This is a genomic window from Halostella salina, from assembly GCF_003675855.1.
GTDB lineage: Archaea > Halobacteriota > Halobacteria > Halobacteriales > Natronoarchaeaceae > Halostella > Halostella salina.
On the sequence record NZ_RCIH01000002.1, the window covers coordinates 463174 to 478025 of the forward strand.

Sequence of the window (14852 nt, forward strand, 5' to 3'; positions counted from 1 at the left end):
TCGCCGGGACGCACCTCATACTCGGGGTTGATTTGTATTAAACGCCGGCGTGCAGCCGGCTGCAGAAGGTCAGCAAAAAAGTCACTTGTCGTTGGCCAACTCGTAGAGTCCGGTGTTGACCTTCTCCACGAGACCGGCGAGTCGCAGCTCCTTCAGATGGTGCTGGACGGCGTGCTTGCTGTCGATGCTGGTGTTCTCCTTGATGTGGTTCGGCGTCGCTCGGCCTTCTCGAAGGACTTCGATCACTTCTTCCTGTGTCGGAGTGGGTTTCGGTTCCGCACTCATATACGTGTAGTGGTACGTTATAGTGCCACTTAGTGGTTCTGAGTATCCGACTACAAACGACCTCTAACACCCACTTAGTACGTTTGCTTTACTTTGTGGTGCTACCCCGTAACCCTTTAGTGTCAAACAGGGCAAGTATAGGCTGAACAGAAGAAGAGAGCAAACGAGGTGACACAGAAAATGGGACTCGGATGTTTTGGAGGTGATTCGACGCAATCCAAGCCAACGATGGAATGAGCCAAGGAGCGCCGTAGTACTCGCACGGCGTCCGTGGACGTGGCCGAAGCCCACATCTGACACGGACACGACGACGGGGAACAGCCCTCGTCTCTCCCGGTGAAAATCGGGTGCTTCGAGGGTTAAGGGCCTACAAGGCCGACTGGAACGGCGCTGGACGGCACAGTTCCCGTATGGCCCTCGCGGGAAGCAAGCACAGAACGCGCGTGGGAGAGTCGTGGCCGACCCGGCGAGCCCACGTGCGCTTGTTGGTGTTTTCATTCTTGACCCGGGCGTCAAGCCGCGGGAGACCGCGTCTGGTGACCGTCCCCTCGAGGGGACGCGGGGTTCGAGTCCCCGGCGGTCAGTACGACTTGGACGTTCTGGAGGTGATTCGGAAGGCAACCACTATCTGCAAACTATGACAGTCAACATCCGCACGAACGAGTTCGGTGACGTCGTCGTCGTGACGAGAGACAAGTATGGAAACGGAAACAAATACAAGTTCCACAAACTTTTCGATGAGGAGGATGCCGTCGCGCCGAAACCTTCGGAAAAGGTGACCCACACGGTGCGAGAGGCACTTGAGGACGTGGGATACACGGTGTACGGGGAAGATGACGTGAACTACTGTATCTATGATGGCTTCTACATCAAAACGACCCGCGTCTACAGGAGCGAACCGCCCGCAGTCCTCAAGACGACGTGGCATCGTCCCGATCTACTCGATGGCATCTTCGTTGAAGCAATCGAGGCTCACGGCGTCGAGACATACGCTTTCAAGAACACCGACGATGGCCTGATGTACGTGGGCGGCGACACATCAAGACCGCACCGCGAGAAGGACATCAGCGAGGTTCCCCACGAGATCGTCGAGAGGTTGGAGGACGAGGGCTTCGAATTTCACCGAGACGGGTGAGGTGTGGACGCAACTGAGCCTCGATCCAGCCGCGTGATGTAGACTCGCCTTACAGGCGGGATGCGACCTCGACTCGACTGTTCTACGGCGACTCTGAAGGTGATTCTCGACACTCGACAGCCAGCGTTCAATTTTCCTCACAACTCAAACTATGCCAGACAGCGCTGAAGATATGTATGCCACTCTGAACGAGGCAAGCGAGGGAAATGTCGTTGAACTGGACTTCCTGAACCAGCACGGTGAGAAAGATGGAGCGGCGGTTCTGCGCATCGACGAGAAAGTACAAGAGTTCGGTGACGGCGGAGGCAAGATTATCTGCCGGAACGACGTTGACGATAGAGTCCACGTGATCCTTGAAAACGTGGACTATGCAGCAGATGGCCCGCTATTCGTCGAGGAAAAAGATGCCAGATTTTGGTCAAGAGCAGAGGTTGACTGCATCTACGACTGACCGAACGATTGCCTGCTGAACGCTTGACTCGGTTCACAACCGGGAGCGGGCCTCACGACTCGGCTGTTCTGCGGCGACTGGAGGTGATAACCACTACTCAACTATGTCCGACAACAACATCGACATCGAGATCGAGAACAGTATCCAACCGACGCTGCTCGAAGAAGGCGACGAGATTCGCATCGAGAGCATACCCACCGACGAGGAAGTCGTGACGACGGTGAGCGGCGTTGAACACGCCCGCGACGAGCAGAAGCTCACCACCGTCCACCTCGAAGATATCGACCGGCGGCTGTTCCACGATGATGAGTGGCGGTGCGAACACGTCGAGTGCCGCGTTCGGCGCACCGGTCTGCCAACCACTGAGGAAATCATCGAATCCCTGAAGAGCAGCGAGCGACAGCCGGATGAAGCCGACGAGTACGTCGCCATCGAGGGCGACATAGAAGCCTATCACGAGGCCGCCGACGGCCGCGTGATTCTGCGCTACGTCCTGCAGATGGGTTGGGATATGGACGGCACCCACGAGGGCGAGATGCTCGCCGACGAGGAGGTGCAGGAGATGACGCCCCACGACGTGACCGGCGATTGAGAATCACGACCGCTTTCTCACAGGCCAGCCGCGCTCGGCGCCACCCTTGCGGGTGCGGCGGTTCGACTCCGCCGGCGGCCCTCGTTGGTTCTGGAGGTGATTTGCAGGCAATAAAGCACTATTCCAATTATGTCCGACACAGACACCATCGATAGTTTGGAACAGCTCGCAAACGAGTCTCGGGTGGAGACCTTCGACGCCACGCTGAACACCGTGCAGAACGCGCTGGAGATAGACGGCAACCGAATCAACCTCGGCCTCTGCATCGACTACGAGGAGCACTTCGGCGGCGATGTCCGGTACTACACGTACCGGTGCGGGCCGTACGAAGTCGAGGTCAAGCGCGACGTGCGGAAGCAAGGTGGAACGAAGATCGCCGTCGAAGTGACCGACACGCGAACCGCCGACGTGGCGGGTGAGACGATATGAACGAGGAGAAACGCACCGAGATGGAGAACTACGATCTCGATCCCACCCACGTGATCGTGGTAGTCAGGGAGGGTGGCCCAGAAGTCGCGCTCGTCACCGTCGAGGCAGACGTGTTCCGCCACGCGATGAGTGAGGCGGAGGAGCGCATCGAGGAGGAGTATGATGGGACGTGGTACGCTGAAGGCCGCCTCGACGACTATCTCGCCCGCGCGGAGAGCCGCGACATCTCGATTCTCCGCTGAACTTCCGACCGCCCTCACGAGCCAGCCGCGCTCGGCGGCCACCACATCGTGTGGTGCTCGGGTTCGACTCCCGAGGCGGCCCTTCGACTCGGTTGTCTGCAAGACGTTCTGGAGGTGATACACTACCGAAACTATGTCCGACAACAACAGCAACAGCACGGACAGCATCGACATCGAAGACATCGCTGACGGCGACGTGCTTCATCTAGAGAACAAGCACGGAGAGGAGGAGGAAGTTCTCGAAGTCGAACACGTTGGTCACGCGATGGTGTGGCTCGTCAACGACCAGCGGCTGTTCTACCGCGATGGTGGAGAGAAGTGGACGTACGAGGGCACCCCAGCCCGCGTCGAGTTCTCGTCGGCAGCGACATCCCGAGAGCAGGCGTTCGCCGCCGCCCGAGAGATTCACACCGCGCTCCACGATGGGGCACGCCCGGAGCGGGCCGTCGACAAGGCCATCGACGCGGTCGAAGACGACAACGAGGCAGACGTGCTGGATACCGAGCGCGTCAACTCGTCCTCGTGGCGGGTCGAGTGGGGACACTCGTGGGAAACCGCTCTGACGATGGATCGCACCGGCAACTGCTGGACGGTCAAGGTCATCGTCGACGCGGAGACCGTGGCATCTGCCGATCACAACGACGACCCCGCTCCCACTCAGCTCGCTGGCGAATTGCCGGCTGATAGTCGATGACAGTGGAGTACCTGTGCCCGAAGTGTCGCACCCGGGCCGTCACGGGTGACGTGCATCGGTACGGGTGTGAGAGTTGTGGTGGAACGTGGGACAGTCTGAGCGATTTGGCGGAAACGGAACCGCGGATCGACTACGGGCAACTCACCCTCTCCTCGGTAACCGATCCGGGGGATGAGTCGTGATTGCAATCTACCGTGTTGAGGTGCGCCGTCACGGCGTCACGGAGTTTGAAGACCGATGCACCACCCGTGAGACGGCAGAGGGGATTGGAGAGCGGTTCGTTGAGGCTTGCGACGATCCGAGCTGGCAGTACGATGTGACGGTGGAGACGGTGCAAGTGGCTGAGAGCGTTGAGGAATGTGAAGAGATGATCGAGACGATCTCACACACCAGTGTGAGTGATGCAGATTGACCTTTGAGGAGACGTGGGTTGAGGTGGAGAGCGAAGACCGGTTGATTGTGAAGACGAACCCCAGACATCAGAGCGTGCATCGCTACGAGTTCCATCGCAAGGGTGACGCGTGGGTGCCGGATGGCGTTGTGACGGGGCACGCGCTGGAGTACGCGAGAAACCACGTCGATGAGCCGGTTTTGGATAGACGGCTGGCGGACGGTCAACTACAGCTCACTGACTTCTCGGAGACCGTGGCAGACCGTTCGGCAGTTCACGCCGTCGCATAGCTTCGGCGGAGAATATTTCTATTTTAGACAAATACGTATTCCGCCGCTTTCCGTCGTTTTTGGAAAGGGGTGTCAGACATTGCATTTTCACAGAAGCCATTCCAAGATGCTGTTGCAGCGTGGCAGAGAAAGAGAAACAGCCCGATTCAGGTATCGACATCGCAGACAACGAGCCGCACGCGGACGAGTTCTACGAGGGTCTATCGGAGAACGACAGGGAGATAATGCTCGACGCAAGGGCAGGCCTGCACGTCCGCGAAACGTGGCTCCGCGAGCGTCCCGACGATATCGAGCAGGTGCCGTCCGACGTGATCGCCGACCCCCGCAGCGCCGACGACGTTGAGGGAGTCATCCGTGAGTACGTCGAGGATTGGAGAGAAGTGAGAGAGCGACTGGCCGACGAGGCCGGTGATGTGGAGTGACTCCCCATCGCGCCAAACGCCCCCGAATCCGCGCCGCACATCAAGTGCAGGCGCTGTTGGAGGAACGGCACGGCGAGGAGGTCGATGTGGGTGAGGTCTACAAACCCGACGAGCCGCGGAAGAAGTTCACCAGCCGAGACGACAACTACGTCGCAGACCCCGAGGAAACTACCTCTTTCCGGGCGGTCTGGCGCGAGTGGCATCCCGAAGAAATCAACGTCTAAACGCGGGTGCTCCTCGTTCAGGGCCAAAAGACTCCGTACACATCCGTACTGTCTGAACGACGTACAGTTCGATCATCCATCTCCTCTACCTCAGTAGTCCGGAGTCTGGGACGAGACCACACATCGTCTTTCCGGGTACTCAACTTAACCTCGTCCGCATCAATACCCGTCTCGTCTAACTCCAATCTAACGTATTCATCTGACACTTCGACAGGAATCACATATCCCACATACGTCTCGTGATCAACTGTCTCAACCTCTAACTCGTCTCCCTTGTCAACGTCCTTCATAACCATCGCATCGTGTTCCAACCCGCCAATCCCATCGAACTTTTCCCGCCACTCCCACCACGGCCGCTCACCCGCCTCAGCTTTCTCCAACAATTCGAGATCGCCATCACGTTTCTCGCGAATCTCGCTCAACCTCTCCCTCAGATCATCCCTGAGTCTATCCACAAACTGGGCTGACACGGCTTCTCGAATGGTCTCGTGCAACTCACCATCCACAACCATCTCATCTATCATCACGAAATTCCCCGACAACTCCCTCGCAGTCTCATCCCCGATGCCGTAGAAGTCCGTGAGATCAGCCGTCTCCGGAGCCCACTCGTAATCAGACGGGTTGTAGCGCAGATGGGACTTGTCCTCCACGTTGGCACGGTTGTACAGAAATACCGGATCTCCGTCGAACTCGTCTTCATCCGACTCGGAGAGCATCTCCTCGGTCATCACCTCTCCGCGACATTTGACTATCACCTCTCCTTTCGATTCGGGGCCACAGTTTGAGCAGTAACTATGGCCCCGAACCAGACGGCGCACGCTCTTACACATCCGGTGATAGCCCCACTCTGACCCACACATCGTGCAGCGGCACCTGTACTTGTACTCCGTCACCTGCGGCCCCCTCTTTTCGATGTCCAGCACGTCCGTCCACCGCTCAAAGGATTCCGTGTCGTGAGCGTAGTCCACTCCCCATTTGAAGTCCTTCTTGTCGTGTTTGTTCTGCCACGCGTGGACGAGTTCGTGGCGAGTGGTCTGCATTATTTTCTCCCACCCGTTGTACCGCAGACTAGGTATCGAGAGGCGAATTTCACTCCTCCCACCAGAGAGCGGCTTGCAAACTCCGTGCTTGCCCTTCAACCGCTTGCTCGCGCTCCACTCTACGTCGTCCTTGACATCGACATCCATCTCGTCAACGCGGTCAACGACTTGCCGAGCGTGGTGCGTGGCCACATCGAGGAGTTCCTCTTCACTCGCCTCTTCAGCATCAGACTCGATTTCCGGCCGGATCAACTCATACCAGTCAATACTCTGACTCCCAGCCATCATCCCATTCTGCAACACGTGAAGAACTTAAACGTCGATAAGCCGGTCTGCAAGCAGGCCAGTAACGATCTGGAGGTTTTAACCCTCGGCGTAAAAACCGGCTCCATCCACTCCTCACGAGTCCTCTCGGCTGGCGTCGAAGCAGATGAAGGTGAACGGGTCTTCAAGGACAAACCGAAATGGAGCATCAACTCGTCCGCAGACAACTACGTCGTCCCTGCGCTCGAACTGCAGCCCGTTTGGCGTGAGGGATCGGCCGACGACTACGAGGTGTAACTTTCTTTTTACATCACGTCCACCACTCGCGTATGCCCGATCTGTCCACAGACCATTTCGTCACGTTCCAACAGGCAGGTCTCGACTCCAACGGAAACGCGAAATGGAATCCCTCCGACATCCTCGACATCGATCCCGGAGACACCGTGGAAGTCGAAACCGCCCACACCGACGACACGTACATCAGCGAAATCACCTACACCGCCTACGTTGAGAACATCGACGAGGAGACCGACGAGGATGGCACCCTCCGCAAGCGCGAAATACTGACTGCCACGGATTACATCGAGGGCGGCTATTTCTACGTGATCCTCCACCACGCGGATGACTTCCCACCGATCGATGAGGACTTGGATGGCTACGTCTGCTCAGTCACGCACGTGCCTGAAGATCAGGACAAGGACGTGGAGACGGAACTCCTCGAAGACATCGAAGTCGTTGACAAAGTGTAGCGGGCCGTCCTTTATCAGGTGGGTGTGAGTGGTAGCCCGAAGATTACCGGTTAGATTAATCCTCGTCTCCCTCAGCAATAGGAGGATCAGTCGCGGTCTCGAGATACAACTTCGGGATGTACTGATCAAAGGGCTCTGGGAATTCTCCGTCCGCACCAACCGACATATCGAGCAACATCTCATACGCGTTTTCAATCTTCCTGCCCGATTCCCTCGATAACTCTCCTTCCATCGATTCGGTCACGAGACGGGCGATTGCCACAGATGCTGCAAAATTCGCTATATGCTCCTCACTGTTCCATCCGTTCTCCTCCAACCACTCACGAACATCATCCTCTGACAGACTTTCGTCCGCCATACACGATTCACAAACCTAACTCCACTAAGAATTGATGAACGCTACAAATCGGGTCGCCCCTTCTCACTCACCGTCAAGCACACCTCTCAACGCCTCCACGTCGCACTCAAGCGCAACCTTCACGTAGTACTGATCGACGGACTGCTCTACGAACGCCGAGACGGAACTGTCTCCAATATCTTTCTCCTCCAACACAGGACGCAACTCTTCCGCATCATCCTCACCCATCACCCACCCATCACCCCACACGACAACGCAGTGCTTGATCACGTCAATCTTGTACTCGTCATCCACCCCGGCTGCCTCCAACGCTCGATGAACATCGTCCGCAATCTCAGACGCAAACTCCTCATACAACTCGCCTCTCTCATCAGGTGTCAAAGAGTCGTCGTGGATGCGCGATTCCCACGTAACCATACCATCAGGATACCCACGCAATCACCGAAAAATCAACGGAATACGACGAAACAACGACTACTCGCCGCGGAGTTCGCGGGCTCCGGGGTAATGGTCTGTGTGTTCTTCGAAGATGTCGGCGTAGTTCTCGGCGAGCCATTCGATGTCTTCTTCGTCGATAGGTTCTGCGTCTTCAAGGATGTCTTCGCTGGCCCCGAGGTCTTCGAGTGAGACTGGTAGTGGGTCGATGGTGGTGTGCGTGCCTGCTGATATCAATACGCCGACTGCGTGATCGTAGTACCCCGGTGGCAACTGGGAGAGACTTCCGGGAGGAATTTCGTCGTCGTACAGTTCGCGCACCATATCGTCTTCATCGGTTGCTTTGCGGTAGATGCGCCACCACCGCGGGCGCTCGTCGTCTTGTCGGAGCGAACATTCCGGACAGTATTTGGCTTCGGCGCTGACCACCGTGCCACACCGGGGGCATTCGTGCTGTTCGACGGTATCGCCGCCTTCTGCGGGTTCGAATCCGTGCTTTCTGAGAATCCGTTCCGCCTCGTCTTCCTCGGTGACGTGTTCATACCTCGAGTGCATCGGAGTGCCTTCTTCCCAGTCGAGGATTTGTTCGATGTCGTCCTTGTCGTACTTCTCGGAGGCCCGCATCTCGCTCGCCCTACCGTGTTTGAATTTGTGCGGAGAGATGAGGTCGGGGTCAAGACCGTCTGTGCGGCGGGAGATGCGGTTCATCTGGGTGCGGATGCTGTGTGGGTGTAGGTGTTCGGATGGGTCGTCTTGGCTCCGTGTAGGGCAGAACAGGGGTGCGTCGGGGTCGTCGGCCAGCGGGTGTTCGGAGAGCCATCCTTCGAGATATCCCCTGCTGAAGGTGATCGGTTTCGCGGAGAGGTCTGCCCCTTTTAGCCCCACGACGTTGGTGGGGAGTTGGATCACGCCGTAGCTGTCTCCCTTCGGCATCCAGTGCTTGACTTTGAGCGAGCACATCGCGGTCACTCGATTTCCGGTCTCCCAGAGTACGGTGAATAGGGCTTTGTCGCGGGCGGATTCCCCTTCGATCAATAGCATCAGGTCTTCACGTGTGGGTACGGTGTCGACGTCGACAGCGACGTTTGATTGGCCGACTTGAGGGTAGTGGATTTTCTTCGCCTCGTCTTCCTTCGCGTGAGCGAGGAAGTGATTGCGGAGCGACAGGCAGTAGTCCCGTTCGGTTGCTTGGCCGAGTTCGCGGTCGATGGAGAGATCGGCTATGAATTCCGTTGCCATTTCCCCGTCGAGGTCGAGGAGGCGGTCTGGATACTTGTCGCGGTCGGATTCGACGGCGGGCCACGTGATTCCGTCGTATTCAGCTGCGTCCAGTCCCTGTATTTCGCCCGCAAGGATGCGGAGGTTCCGGGCGTTGTTCTGGATAGTCCGTGGTTCCCAGCGTGATTTGGTCTGTTGGTGGGGTTTTGGGCTGGGAATGTTGCCGCGTTCCCCTTTCCGTATGGTCTTCAGAATCTCGTTCTTATTCGGCTCTCGCACGGTGAGCCGTATCCGTTCCTTCTCCCGTTCGGCGTAGCGTTCGACGCGGCCGGGGTCGCTTCCGTCCGGCATAGTCTGGACGAGATGGCGATTCCTGTTAAAAGCCGGCGAGTAGGCATAACAGGCTGTTACTTTCTTATTGGGGAAATCAGGATGGCAATCCTTTCCCTCGCGGGAGCATTCTGGATTGGTATGAGCGAGCGAAATGGACTGGATAGAACGGTGGAAGTGTTAGGGAATTCGAGTTACAGGGCATCCTTATGACTGACGAGTACTACAACAAGGCCAAACAGGAGGGGTATCGGACCCGTGCGGCGTACAAGCTCCAGCAACTCGACCGGCTGGAGGGGCTGATCGGCCCCGGCAACACGGTCGTCGACCTGGGCGCGGCCCCCGGCGGCTGGCTGCAGGTCGCCGCGGAGATGGCGGGCGAGCGCGGCACCGTCGTCGGCGTCGACCGCCAGCGGATCGACCCGCTGGATGACCCCGACGCGACCGTCGAGTACGTCCGCGGCGACATGACCGACGAGTCGACCCGCGAGGAAGTCGTCGATCTCGTCGGGGACGCCGACGTCGTCGTCTCAGACCTCGCGCCGAACATGACCGGCGAGTACGGACTGGACCACGCCCGGTCGGTCCACCTCGCGCGGCAGGCGTTCGAGACGGCGCTGGAACTGCTCGACAGCGGCGGTGACTTCGCGGTGAAGGTGTTCGAGGGGCAGGACCTGAACGACCTCCGCGAGGAGATGGAGGCGGAGTTCGAGTACGTCCGCACGACCAGCCCGGACGCCTCCCGCGACGAGTCCTCGGAGGTGTACCTGATCGCCAAGGGGCGGCTGACCGCGCCCGTCCGCGAGGGCGACCGGCTCACGGTCGAGGTCGTCGACGAGGGGAGCGAGGGCGACGGCGTCGCGAAGGTCGAGGACTACACCCTGTTCGTGCGCGACGGCGAGGTCGGCGACGAGCTGGAGGTCGAAGTGACCGACGTGAAGCCCCGATTCGGATTCGCCGAGCCCGCCGACTGACCACGCCGGCCCACCGGCGACGGCTGCCGTCCGCGCTACCGCGAGATCCAGCAGTACGTCTGGACGCCGCCGAACGCCAGCGCGAGGACGCCGTTCTGGACGATCAGCAGCGTCCGGTCCGGCGCGACCGCCCGGGTGAGCAACAGCAGCGCGGCGAAGACGGTGCTCAACACGAGGTTGTACTTCGCCAGCGCCGTCCAGCACTCCTGGTCGAGTTCGAGGAGGCCGTCGCTTCCCATGGACGGGGGACGACGCGGTCGGGGGTAAGCGTCGGGTGTCGGCCGCTCGGTGGCGTTCGGAGACGGCCCAGCCGAGATGGCGAACGCGTCGAAAGCCCTCGGCCGGTTCCGGTCCCGCGGCTCGCTGCGCGCTTCAGCCGCTTCGCGGCTTCTAGTGCTTACTTCGCCTGGGTTCCCGGAACCGGCCTCGCCCTTTCAGTCCGCCAGGGGCCGGCTGGTCGGCCTGCGAGCAGTTGTTCTTCGTTCGGTGCTTTCTGATACTCCACGCTCATCCGGTCCGGAGTCACTCCCCGTCCAGCCGGCCGTGTCGCTCGTCGATCTCGTCGAGGATGTCGAGGTTCTTGCGGACCGAGGCGCGGATCGCCTCGCTCCGGTTGACGTACTTTCCGTCCTCCCCGACGTGGTCGTCGAGGTCGTCGAGCAGTTCCGCCGGCACCTCGACGCTGATCTTCGGCATATCCACCTATTGCTGCCGCCGGCTGTTAAAAGGCGGAGCTGACCGCATCACTCCGTCGGCGACGCCGACAGCCGGCCGGGCAGCGTGACCACGTAGAGGATGCCCAGACCGAGCACGTACGTCAGCGCCACCGGGAGCGCGACGATGAGCATCGTCAGGACGCCCGACGGCGTCAGCAGGCCGGCGAGCGCGAAGATCAGGATGGTGACGATCCGCCAGCGCCTGTACATCGACTCGAACGAGACGATCCCGCCGAAGTGGAACAGGAGCTGCGTGACGAGGATGTTGCCGAGGATGCCGATCCCCGCGGTCGTGAGGAAGATGAGCCAGAAGAAGTTCTTCAGGCGGTAGGAGATCACCATCCCGGCCTGGTAGGCGTCGGCGACGAGGTAGGAGATGATCGTCGGCGCGACGAAGAGGTAGCCGACGGCGCTCCCGCCGACGACGCCGCCGAGGATCGCCAGCCCCCACACCGCGAACACGCGGCGGTCGCCGCTGACGAGGCCGCGCTCGGACATGGCGGGCCAGGCGTAGTAGACGACCAGCGGCGCGACGGCCAGCGCCGCGAGGATCGTCGACACCTTCACCTCGAAGATGAGCGCCTCGACGGGGTGCATGGCGATGACCGGGTCCTGCACGTCGCCGATCACCTCCTGTGGCATCTTCCGGAGGAAGTCATCCCGGATCCGCCCGATGCCGCCCTGATAGAGCCAGAAGAACGTCCCCGCGAGGACGACCATAAAGAGGCCGACGATGCGGAACAGCTTCGACGTGAGGCTCTGGAGGATGAAGGAGAGGTCGTAGTAGTAGCCGCCGATGTCCTCCTCGGTCGTCTCGTCCTCGGTGAACGCGTCGACCATGCCGGCGGCGGTGCTGGTGGCGGTGCCGCCGGGATCCTCTCCGCCACCGTCTCCGCCGCCCTCGTCGCCCGCGTCGTCGGCGCTCGCGGCGGCCGCCTCCCCGTCGCCGTCGTCGTCCGCCTGCGCTTCCTGGACCTCGTCGAACCGGTCCAAGATCGCCTCGGCCTTGTCGGGCTGGTCGGCCTCCATCGCCTCGCGGGCGCGGGCAAGCGCCTCGTCCTCGGTCAGCTCCGCGAACGCCTCCGGCGGGGCCGCGCGGATCCCCGCGGCGTCAAGCGGTCCCAGATCGATGTCGGCCGGGTCGGGCGACGTGCGGGCGTCGTACCGTGGCGCGACGGGCCCCCGGAGCACCTTCACCGTGTAGGCGAGCACGAGCAGGATGGCGACCGCGAGGGCGATCTGACCCGCGACGGCCGCCTGGTCGAGGAGCCCGGTCGGGGCCGAAAGCGGTCGCGTGGTCAGCGCGTTCGGCGTGTACGGGATCGACGGGAGGACGGAGTTGAGCGCGTCGACGACCGTCCGGTCGACGACCGGCAGCAGGCGGTCGTTGATGAGCCCGACCGCCCCGGCCCGGATACCGGCGACCGATCCGGCGAAGGCGAGCGCGACGGCGAGGACGCCGACCCCGGCGGTCCGTTCGAACGAGCCCTCCTGAACGGCGTCGGGGGCGGCTCCGGTCCGGCGAACGTTCGTCACCAGCTTCGCCAGCCCGAGGCTGACGACGTAGAGGACGACCAGCGGCGCGGCCCACATGATCTGCGTGAACGGGTCCGGCGGGGAGAACAGCGCGCCGAACGCGAAGATGCCGACGATCGCGTAGCGCCACTTGTCGCGGAACGTCTCGTAGGGGACGATCTCGGCGTAGGAGAGGACGCTCATCACGAGCGGGAGCTGTGCGGCCAGCCCGAACGACGCCGTCAGGAGCAGGAGGAACTGCGTGTAGAGGACGATCCCGTAGCTCGGCTTGATCTCCGCGCGGACGGCGTTGACCGCGAGGAACTCGAACATGAACGGGAAGAAGACGTTGTAGGCGTACACGATGCCGCCGGCAAACAGTGCGAGGGAGAGTACGACGAAGCCGGCGACGCGGGCGCGGGTGACCGGGACGACCGAGTCGTACCCGCGCTCCCGCAGGGCGTCCCGGGAGTAGTACAGGAGGAACGGGATCGCGAGCAGGACCCCGACGAGCAGGCCGATCTTCACCTGCAGCAGTATCACGTCGAAGGGGGTGCGGACGATGAAGTCGACCTGCCCCTCGGCGACGGTGCCGCCGAGCCGGGACTTGGTGTTTGCCTGCAGGAAGTCCCAGACGTACGTCCGGAGGCCCCAGATCGTCGCCATCATGCCGACGACGAAGACGATGAACACCTTCTGGAGGTGGGACTGGGCGGACGACAGCATCGCGCCGATCGTCTCCCGGCCCGCGTTGACGGCCTGGACCGTGTCCTCGTCGACGGCCGAACTCATGAGTCGTCGGACGGTAATCCTGTGGTGGTTATCAATCTTCTTCTCTCGTCGGCGGGCGAACGCGGACGCCGCCCGCGGTTCCCGGCGCGAGCAGTACAAAAAGGCCTATAAGAAGCCGCCTGCCTACACACGGACGAATGGCGGACGAGTCGGAGGACGGTTCTGAGCGGGATGCTACCGGTTCCGACGAGCCGTGGGACCCGCCCGAGCAGGAGGTGCCCGACCACTCGGCACCGGGCGCGGACGACCCCATCGAGCGAGCGACGCCCGACGCCGGATCGGGCGGCCAGTCGTTCGACCCGGCCGACGACGTGGACACGACGACGCCGCCCGGCACCCCGGCCCACGGCGGGCCTGAGACCGGCACCGGCGTCGACGAGGAGGTGGAGGACGAGTGGGCACAGCCGCCGGACGACGAGGAGCTGCCGCTGGCGGCCCACATCGAGGAGATGGTCAAGCGGCTCGGCGTCGTCGTCGTCATCGCCGCGATCGTCACCTCCGTCGCCTTCCCCTTCGCCGAGAACTTCATCACGACCATCTGGTACCACATCCACCCGGGGACCGTGGCGACCTGTCCGGGGACGGAGTCCTGCGCGCCGCCCCACGTGTACGGCCCGCTGGAACTGAAACTGGCCGAGCTGAAGCTGGCGAGCCTCGCCGGCCTCGTACTCGCCCTGCCCGTGTTCGTCTACGAGACGTACCTGTTCATGCGGCCCGGGCTCTACCCGCAGGAGCGCCGGTACTACCTCGCGGCGGTCCCGACGAGCCTCGTGCTGGCGCTGTTCGGCGTCGCCTTCGCGTACTTCCTCGTCCTGCCGGCGCTGTTCACGTACTTCCTCTACTACTCGCAGGCGACGGCCGACATCGCCTTCGCGCTCCGGGACACGTTCAACCTGATCCTCATGATGATGGGGACGCTGGCGCTCGTCTTCCAGATCCCGCTGTTCATCATGCTCGCCATCATGATGGGGATCACGACCCGCCAGTGGCTCGCCGACCGCCGCCTCTACTTCTGGGGCGGGTTCCTCGGCATCGCCTTCATCTTCAGCCCCGACCCGACCGGGATGGCCCCCATCCTCGTCGCCTCGACGATGGTGATCCTGTTCGAGGGGACGCTGTTCCTCCTCCGCTGGGTCGGGCGGTGACCGGGCGGTCCCCGACCGCTCCCCGCACGGGACGTCCTTGAGGGGATACCCTGTGAACAGCGTGAACACGGCACACGCCCGCCGGCCCACGCCCGGTCAGTTGCGCCGCCGGTCCGCGGCGTTCCGTTCGGTTAACCCGGTTATATCCCCTTGAACATCGA

22 protein-coding genes are annotated in these 14852 nt (G+C 61.4%); 14 read left to right on the forward strand and 8 right to left on the reverse strand.

The annotated features are described in order from the left end of the window. Window positions 1-81 precede the first annotated feature (81 nt). The gene (locus D8896_RS05595; RefSeq protein WP_121821098.1) at window positions 82-285 is read right to left on the reverse strand and encodes a helix-turn-helix domain-containing protein; all 204 of its coding nucleotides are present in this window, start codon (window positions 283-285) and stop codon (window positions 82-84) included. A gap of 637 nt (window positions 286-922) precedes the next feature. On the opposite strand from D8896_RS05595, the gene D8896_RS05600 reads away from it, so the two are divergent. The 10 genes from D8896_RS05600 (at window position 923) to D8896_RS05650 (ending at window position 5155) form a co-directional block, all read left to right on the forward strand. Beyond that, the gene (locus tag D8896_RS05600; RefSeq protein WP_121821099.1) at window positions 923-1420 is read left to right on the forward strand and encodes a hypothetical protein; all 498 of its coding nucleotides are present in this window, start codon (window positions 923-925) and stop codon (window positions 1418-1420) included. A gap of 151 nt (window positions 1421-1571) precedes the next feature. Continuing rightward, on the forward strand, window positions 1572-1871 hold the full coding sequence (locus D8896_RS05605) for a hypothetical protein (RefSeq protein ID WP_121821100.1): 300 nt from the start codon (window positions 1572-1574) through the stop codon (window positions 1869-1871). 103 nt (window positions 1872-1974) lie between these two features. Further along, a complete protein-coding gene (locus tag D8896_RS05610; RefSeq protein ID WP_121821101.1) occupies window positions 1975-2463 on the forward strand; it encodes a hypothetical protein in 489 nt (162 codons plus the stop codon). A 129-nt stretch (window positions 2464-2592) separates the two neighbouring features. Continuing rightward, a complete protein-coding gene (locus D8896_RS05620) occupies window positions 2593-2892 on the forward strand; it encodes a hypothetical protein (protein ID WP_162991474.1) in 300 nt (99 codons plus the stop codon). Continuing rightward, window positions 2889-3134, forward strand: a complete 246-nt coding sequence (locus tag D8896_RS05625) for a hypothetical protein (protein WP_121821104.1) — start codon at window positions 2889-2891, stop codon at window positions 3132-3134. Before D8896_RS05620 ends, D8896_RS05625 begins: the two co-directional genes overlap by 4 nt. A gap of 133 nt (window positions 3135-3267) precedes the next feature. Then, window positions 3268-3828, forward strand: coding sequence for a hypothetical protein (locus D8896_RS05630; protein ID WP_121821105.1), 561 nt, complete (start codon window positions 3268-3270; stop codon window positions 3826-3828). Between the two features lie 178 nt (window positions 3829-4006). After that, window positions 4007-4240, forward strand: a complete 234-nt coding sequence (locus D8896_RS05635; RefSeq protein WP_121821106.1) for a hypothetical protein — start codon at window positions 4007-4009, stop codon at window positions 4238-4240. Then, on the forward strand, window positions 4237-4509 hold the full coding sequence (locus D8896_RS05640) for a hypothetical protein (RefSeq protein WP_121821107.1): 273 nt from the start codon (window positions 4237-4239) through the stop codon (window positions 4507-4509). Before D8896_RS05635 ends, D8896_RS05640 begins: the two co-directional genes overlap by 4 nt. 119 nt (window positions 4510-4628) lie before the next feature. After that, the gene (locus D8896_RS05645; RefSeq protein ID WP_121821108.1) at window positions 4629-4931 is read left to right on the forward strand and encodes a hypothetical protein; all 303 of its coding nucleotides are present in this window, start codon (window positions 4629-4631) and stop codon (window positions 4929-4931) included. Further along, window positions 4928-5155 (forward strand): hypothetical protein, encoded by a 228-nt coding sequence (locus D8896_RS05650; RefSeq protein ID WP_162991475.1) that lies wholly within the window; start codon window positions 4928-4930, stop codon window positions 5153-5155. The genes D8896_RS05645 and D8896_RS05650 overlap by 4 nt, the downstream gene beginning before the upstream one ends. Before the next feature lie 17 nt (window positions 5156-5172). Here D8896_RS05650 and D8896_RS05655 read toward each other — a convergent pair whose 3' ends face one another. Further along, entirely contained in the window at window positions 5173-6480 is a 1308-nt protein-coding gene (locus tag D8896_RS05655; protein WP_162991476.1) for a SprT-like domain-containing protein, read from the reverse strand. Between the two features lie 18 nt (window positions 6481-6498). Between D8896_RS05655 and D8896_RS05660 the strand changes: the two genes are divergently transcribed. Further along, window positions 6499-6756 (forward strand): hypothetical protein, encoded by a 258-nt coding sequence (locus D8896_RS05660; RefSeq protein ID WP_121821111.1) that lies wholly within the window; start codon window positions 6499-6501, stop codon window positions 6754-6756. Window positions 6757-6788: 32 nt separating this feature from the next. Beyond that, a complete protein-coding gene (locus D8896_RS05665; protein ID WP_121821112.1) occupies window positions 6789-7208 on the forward strand; it encodes a hypothetical protein in 420 nt (139 codons plus the stop codon). Window positions 7209-7263: 55 nt separating this feature from the next. Here D8896_RS05665 and D8896_RS05670 read toward each other — a convergent pair whose 3' ends face one another. From D8896_RS05670 to D8896_RS05680, 3 genes are all read right to left on the reverse strand, one after another. Further along, on the reverse strand, window positions 7264-7566 hold the full coding sequence (locus tag D8896_RS05670; RefSeq protein ID WP_121821113.1) for a hypothetical protein: 303 nt from the start codon (window positions 7564-7566) through the stop codon (window positions 7264-7266). A 63-nt stretch (window positions 7567-7629) separates the two neighbouring features. After that, a complete protein-coding gene (locus D8896_RS05675) occupies window positions 7630-7983 on the reverse strand; it encodes a hypothetical protein (protein ID WP_121821114.1) in 354 nt (117 codons plus the stop codon). 57 nt (window positions 7984-8040) lie between these two features. After that, window positions 8041-9570 carry a site-specific integrase gene (locus tag D8896_RS05680; RefSeq protein ID WP_121821115.1) on the reverse strand — a complete coding sequence of 510 codons (1530 nt, stop codon included), beginning with the start codon at window positions 9568-9570 and terminating at the stop codon, window positions 8041-8043. Between the two features lie 188 nt (window positions 9571-9758). On the opposite strand from D8896_RS05680, the gene D8896_RS05685 reads away from it, so the two are divergent. Next, on the forward strand, window positions 9759-10523 hold the full coding sequence (locus D8896_RS05685; protein WP_121821116.1) for an RlmE family RNA methyltransferase: 765 nt from the start codon (window positions 9759-9761) through the stop codon (window positions 10521-10523). A 35-nt stretch (window positions 10524-10558) separates the two neighbouring features. Here D8896_RS05685 and D8896_RS05690 read toward each other — a convergent pair whose 3' ends face one another. The 3 genes from D8896_RS05690 to D8896_RS05700 all read right to left on the reverse strand — a co-directional run bounded on the left by D8896_RS05690 (window position 10559) and on the right by D8896_RS05700 (window position 13546). Then, window positions 10559-10762 (reverse strand): hypothetical protein, encoded by a 204-nt coding sequence (locus D8896_RS05690; RefSeq protein ID WP_121821117.1) that lies wholly within the window; start codon window positions 10760-10762, stop codon window positions 10559-10561. Between the two features lie 283 nt (window positions 10763-11045). Further along, entirely contained in the window at window positions 11046-11219 is a 174-nt protein-coding gene (locus D8896_RS05695) for a ribbon-helix-helix domain-containing protein (RefSeq protein WP_121821118.1), read from the reverse strand. Between the two features lie 47 nt (window positions 11220-11266). Beyond that, window positions 11267-13546 carry a twin-arginine translocase subunit TatC gene (locus D8896_RS05700; protein WP_121821119.1) on the reverse strand — a complete coding sequence of 760 codons (2280 nt, stop codon included), beginning with the start codon at window positions 13544-13546 and terminating at the stop codon, window positions 11267-11269. Window positions 13547-13683: 137 nt separating this feature from the next. Between D8896_RS05700 and D8896_RS05705 the strand changes: the two genes are divergently transcribed. After that, window positions 13684-14691: a twin-arginine translocase subunit TatC gene (locus D8896_RS05705; RefSeq protein WP_121821120.1), complete on the forward strand. Its 1008-nt coding sequence runs from the start codon at window positions 13684-13686 to the stop codon at window positions 14689-14691. Window positions 14692-14852 lie beyond the last annotated feature (161 nt).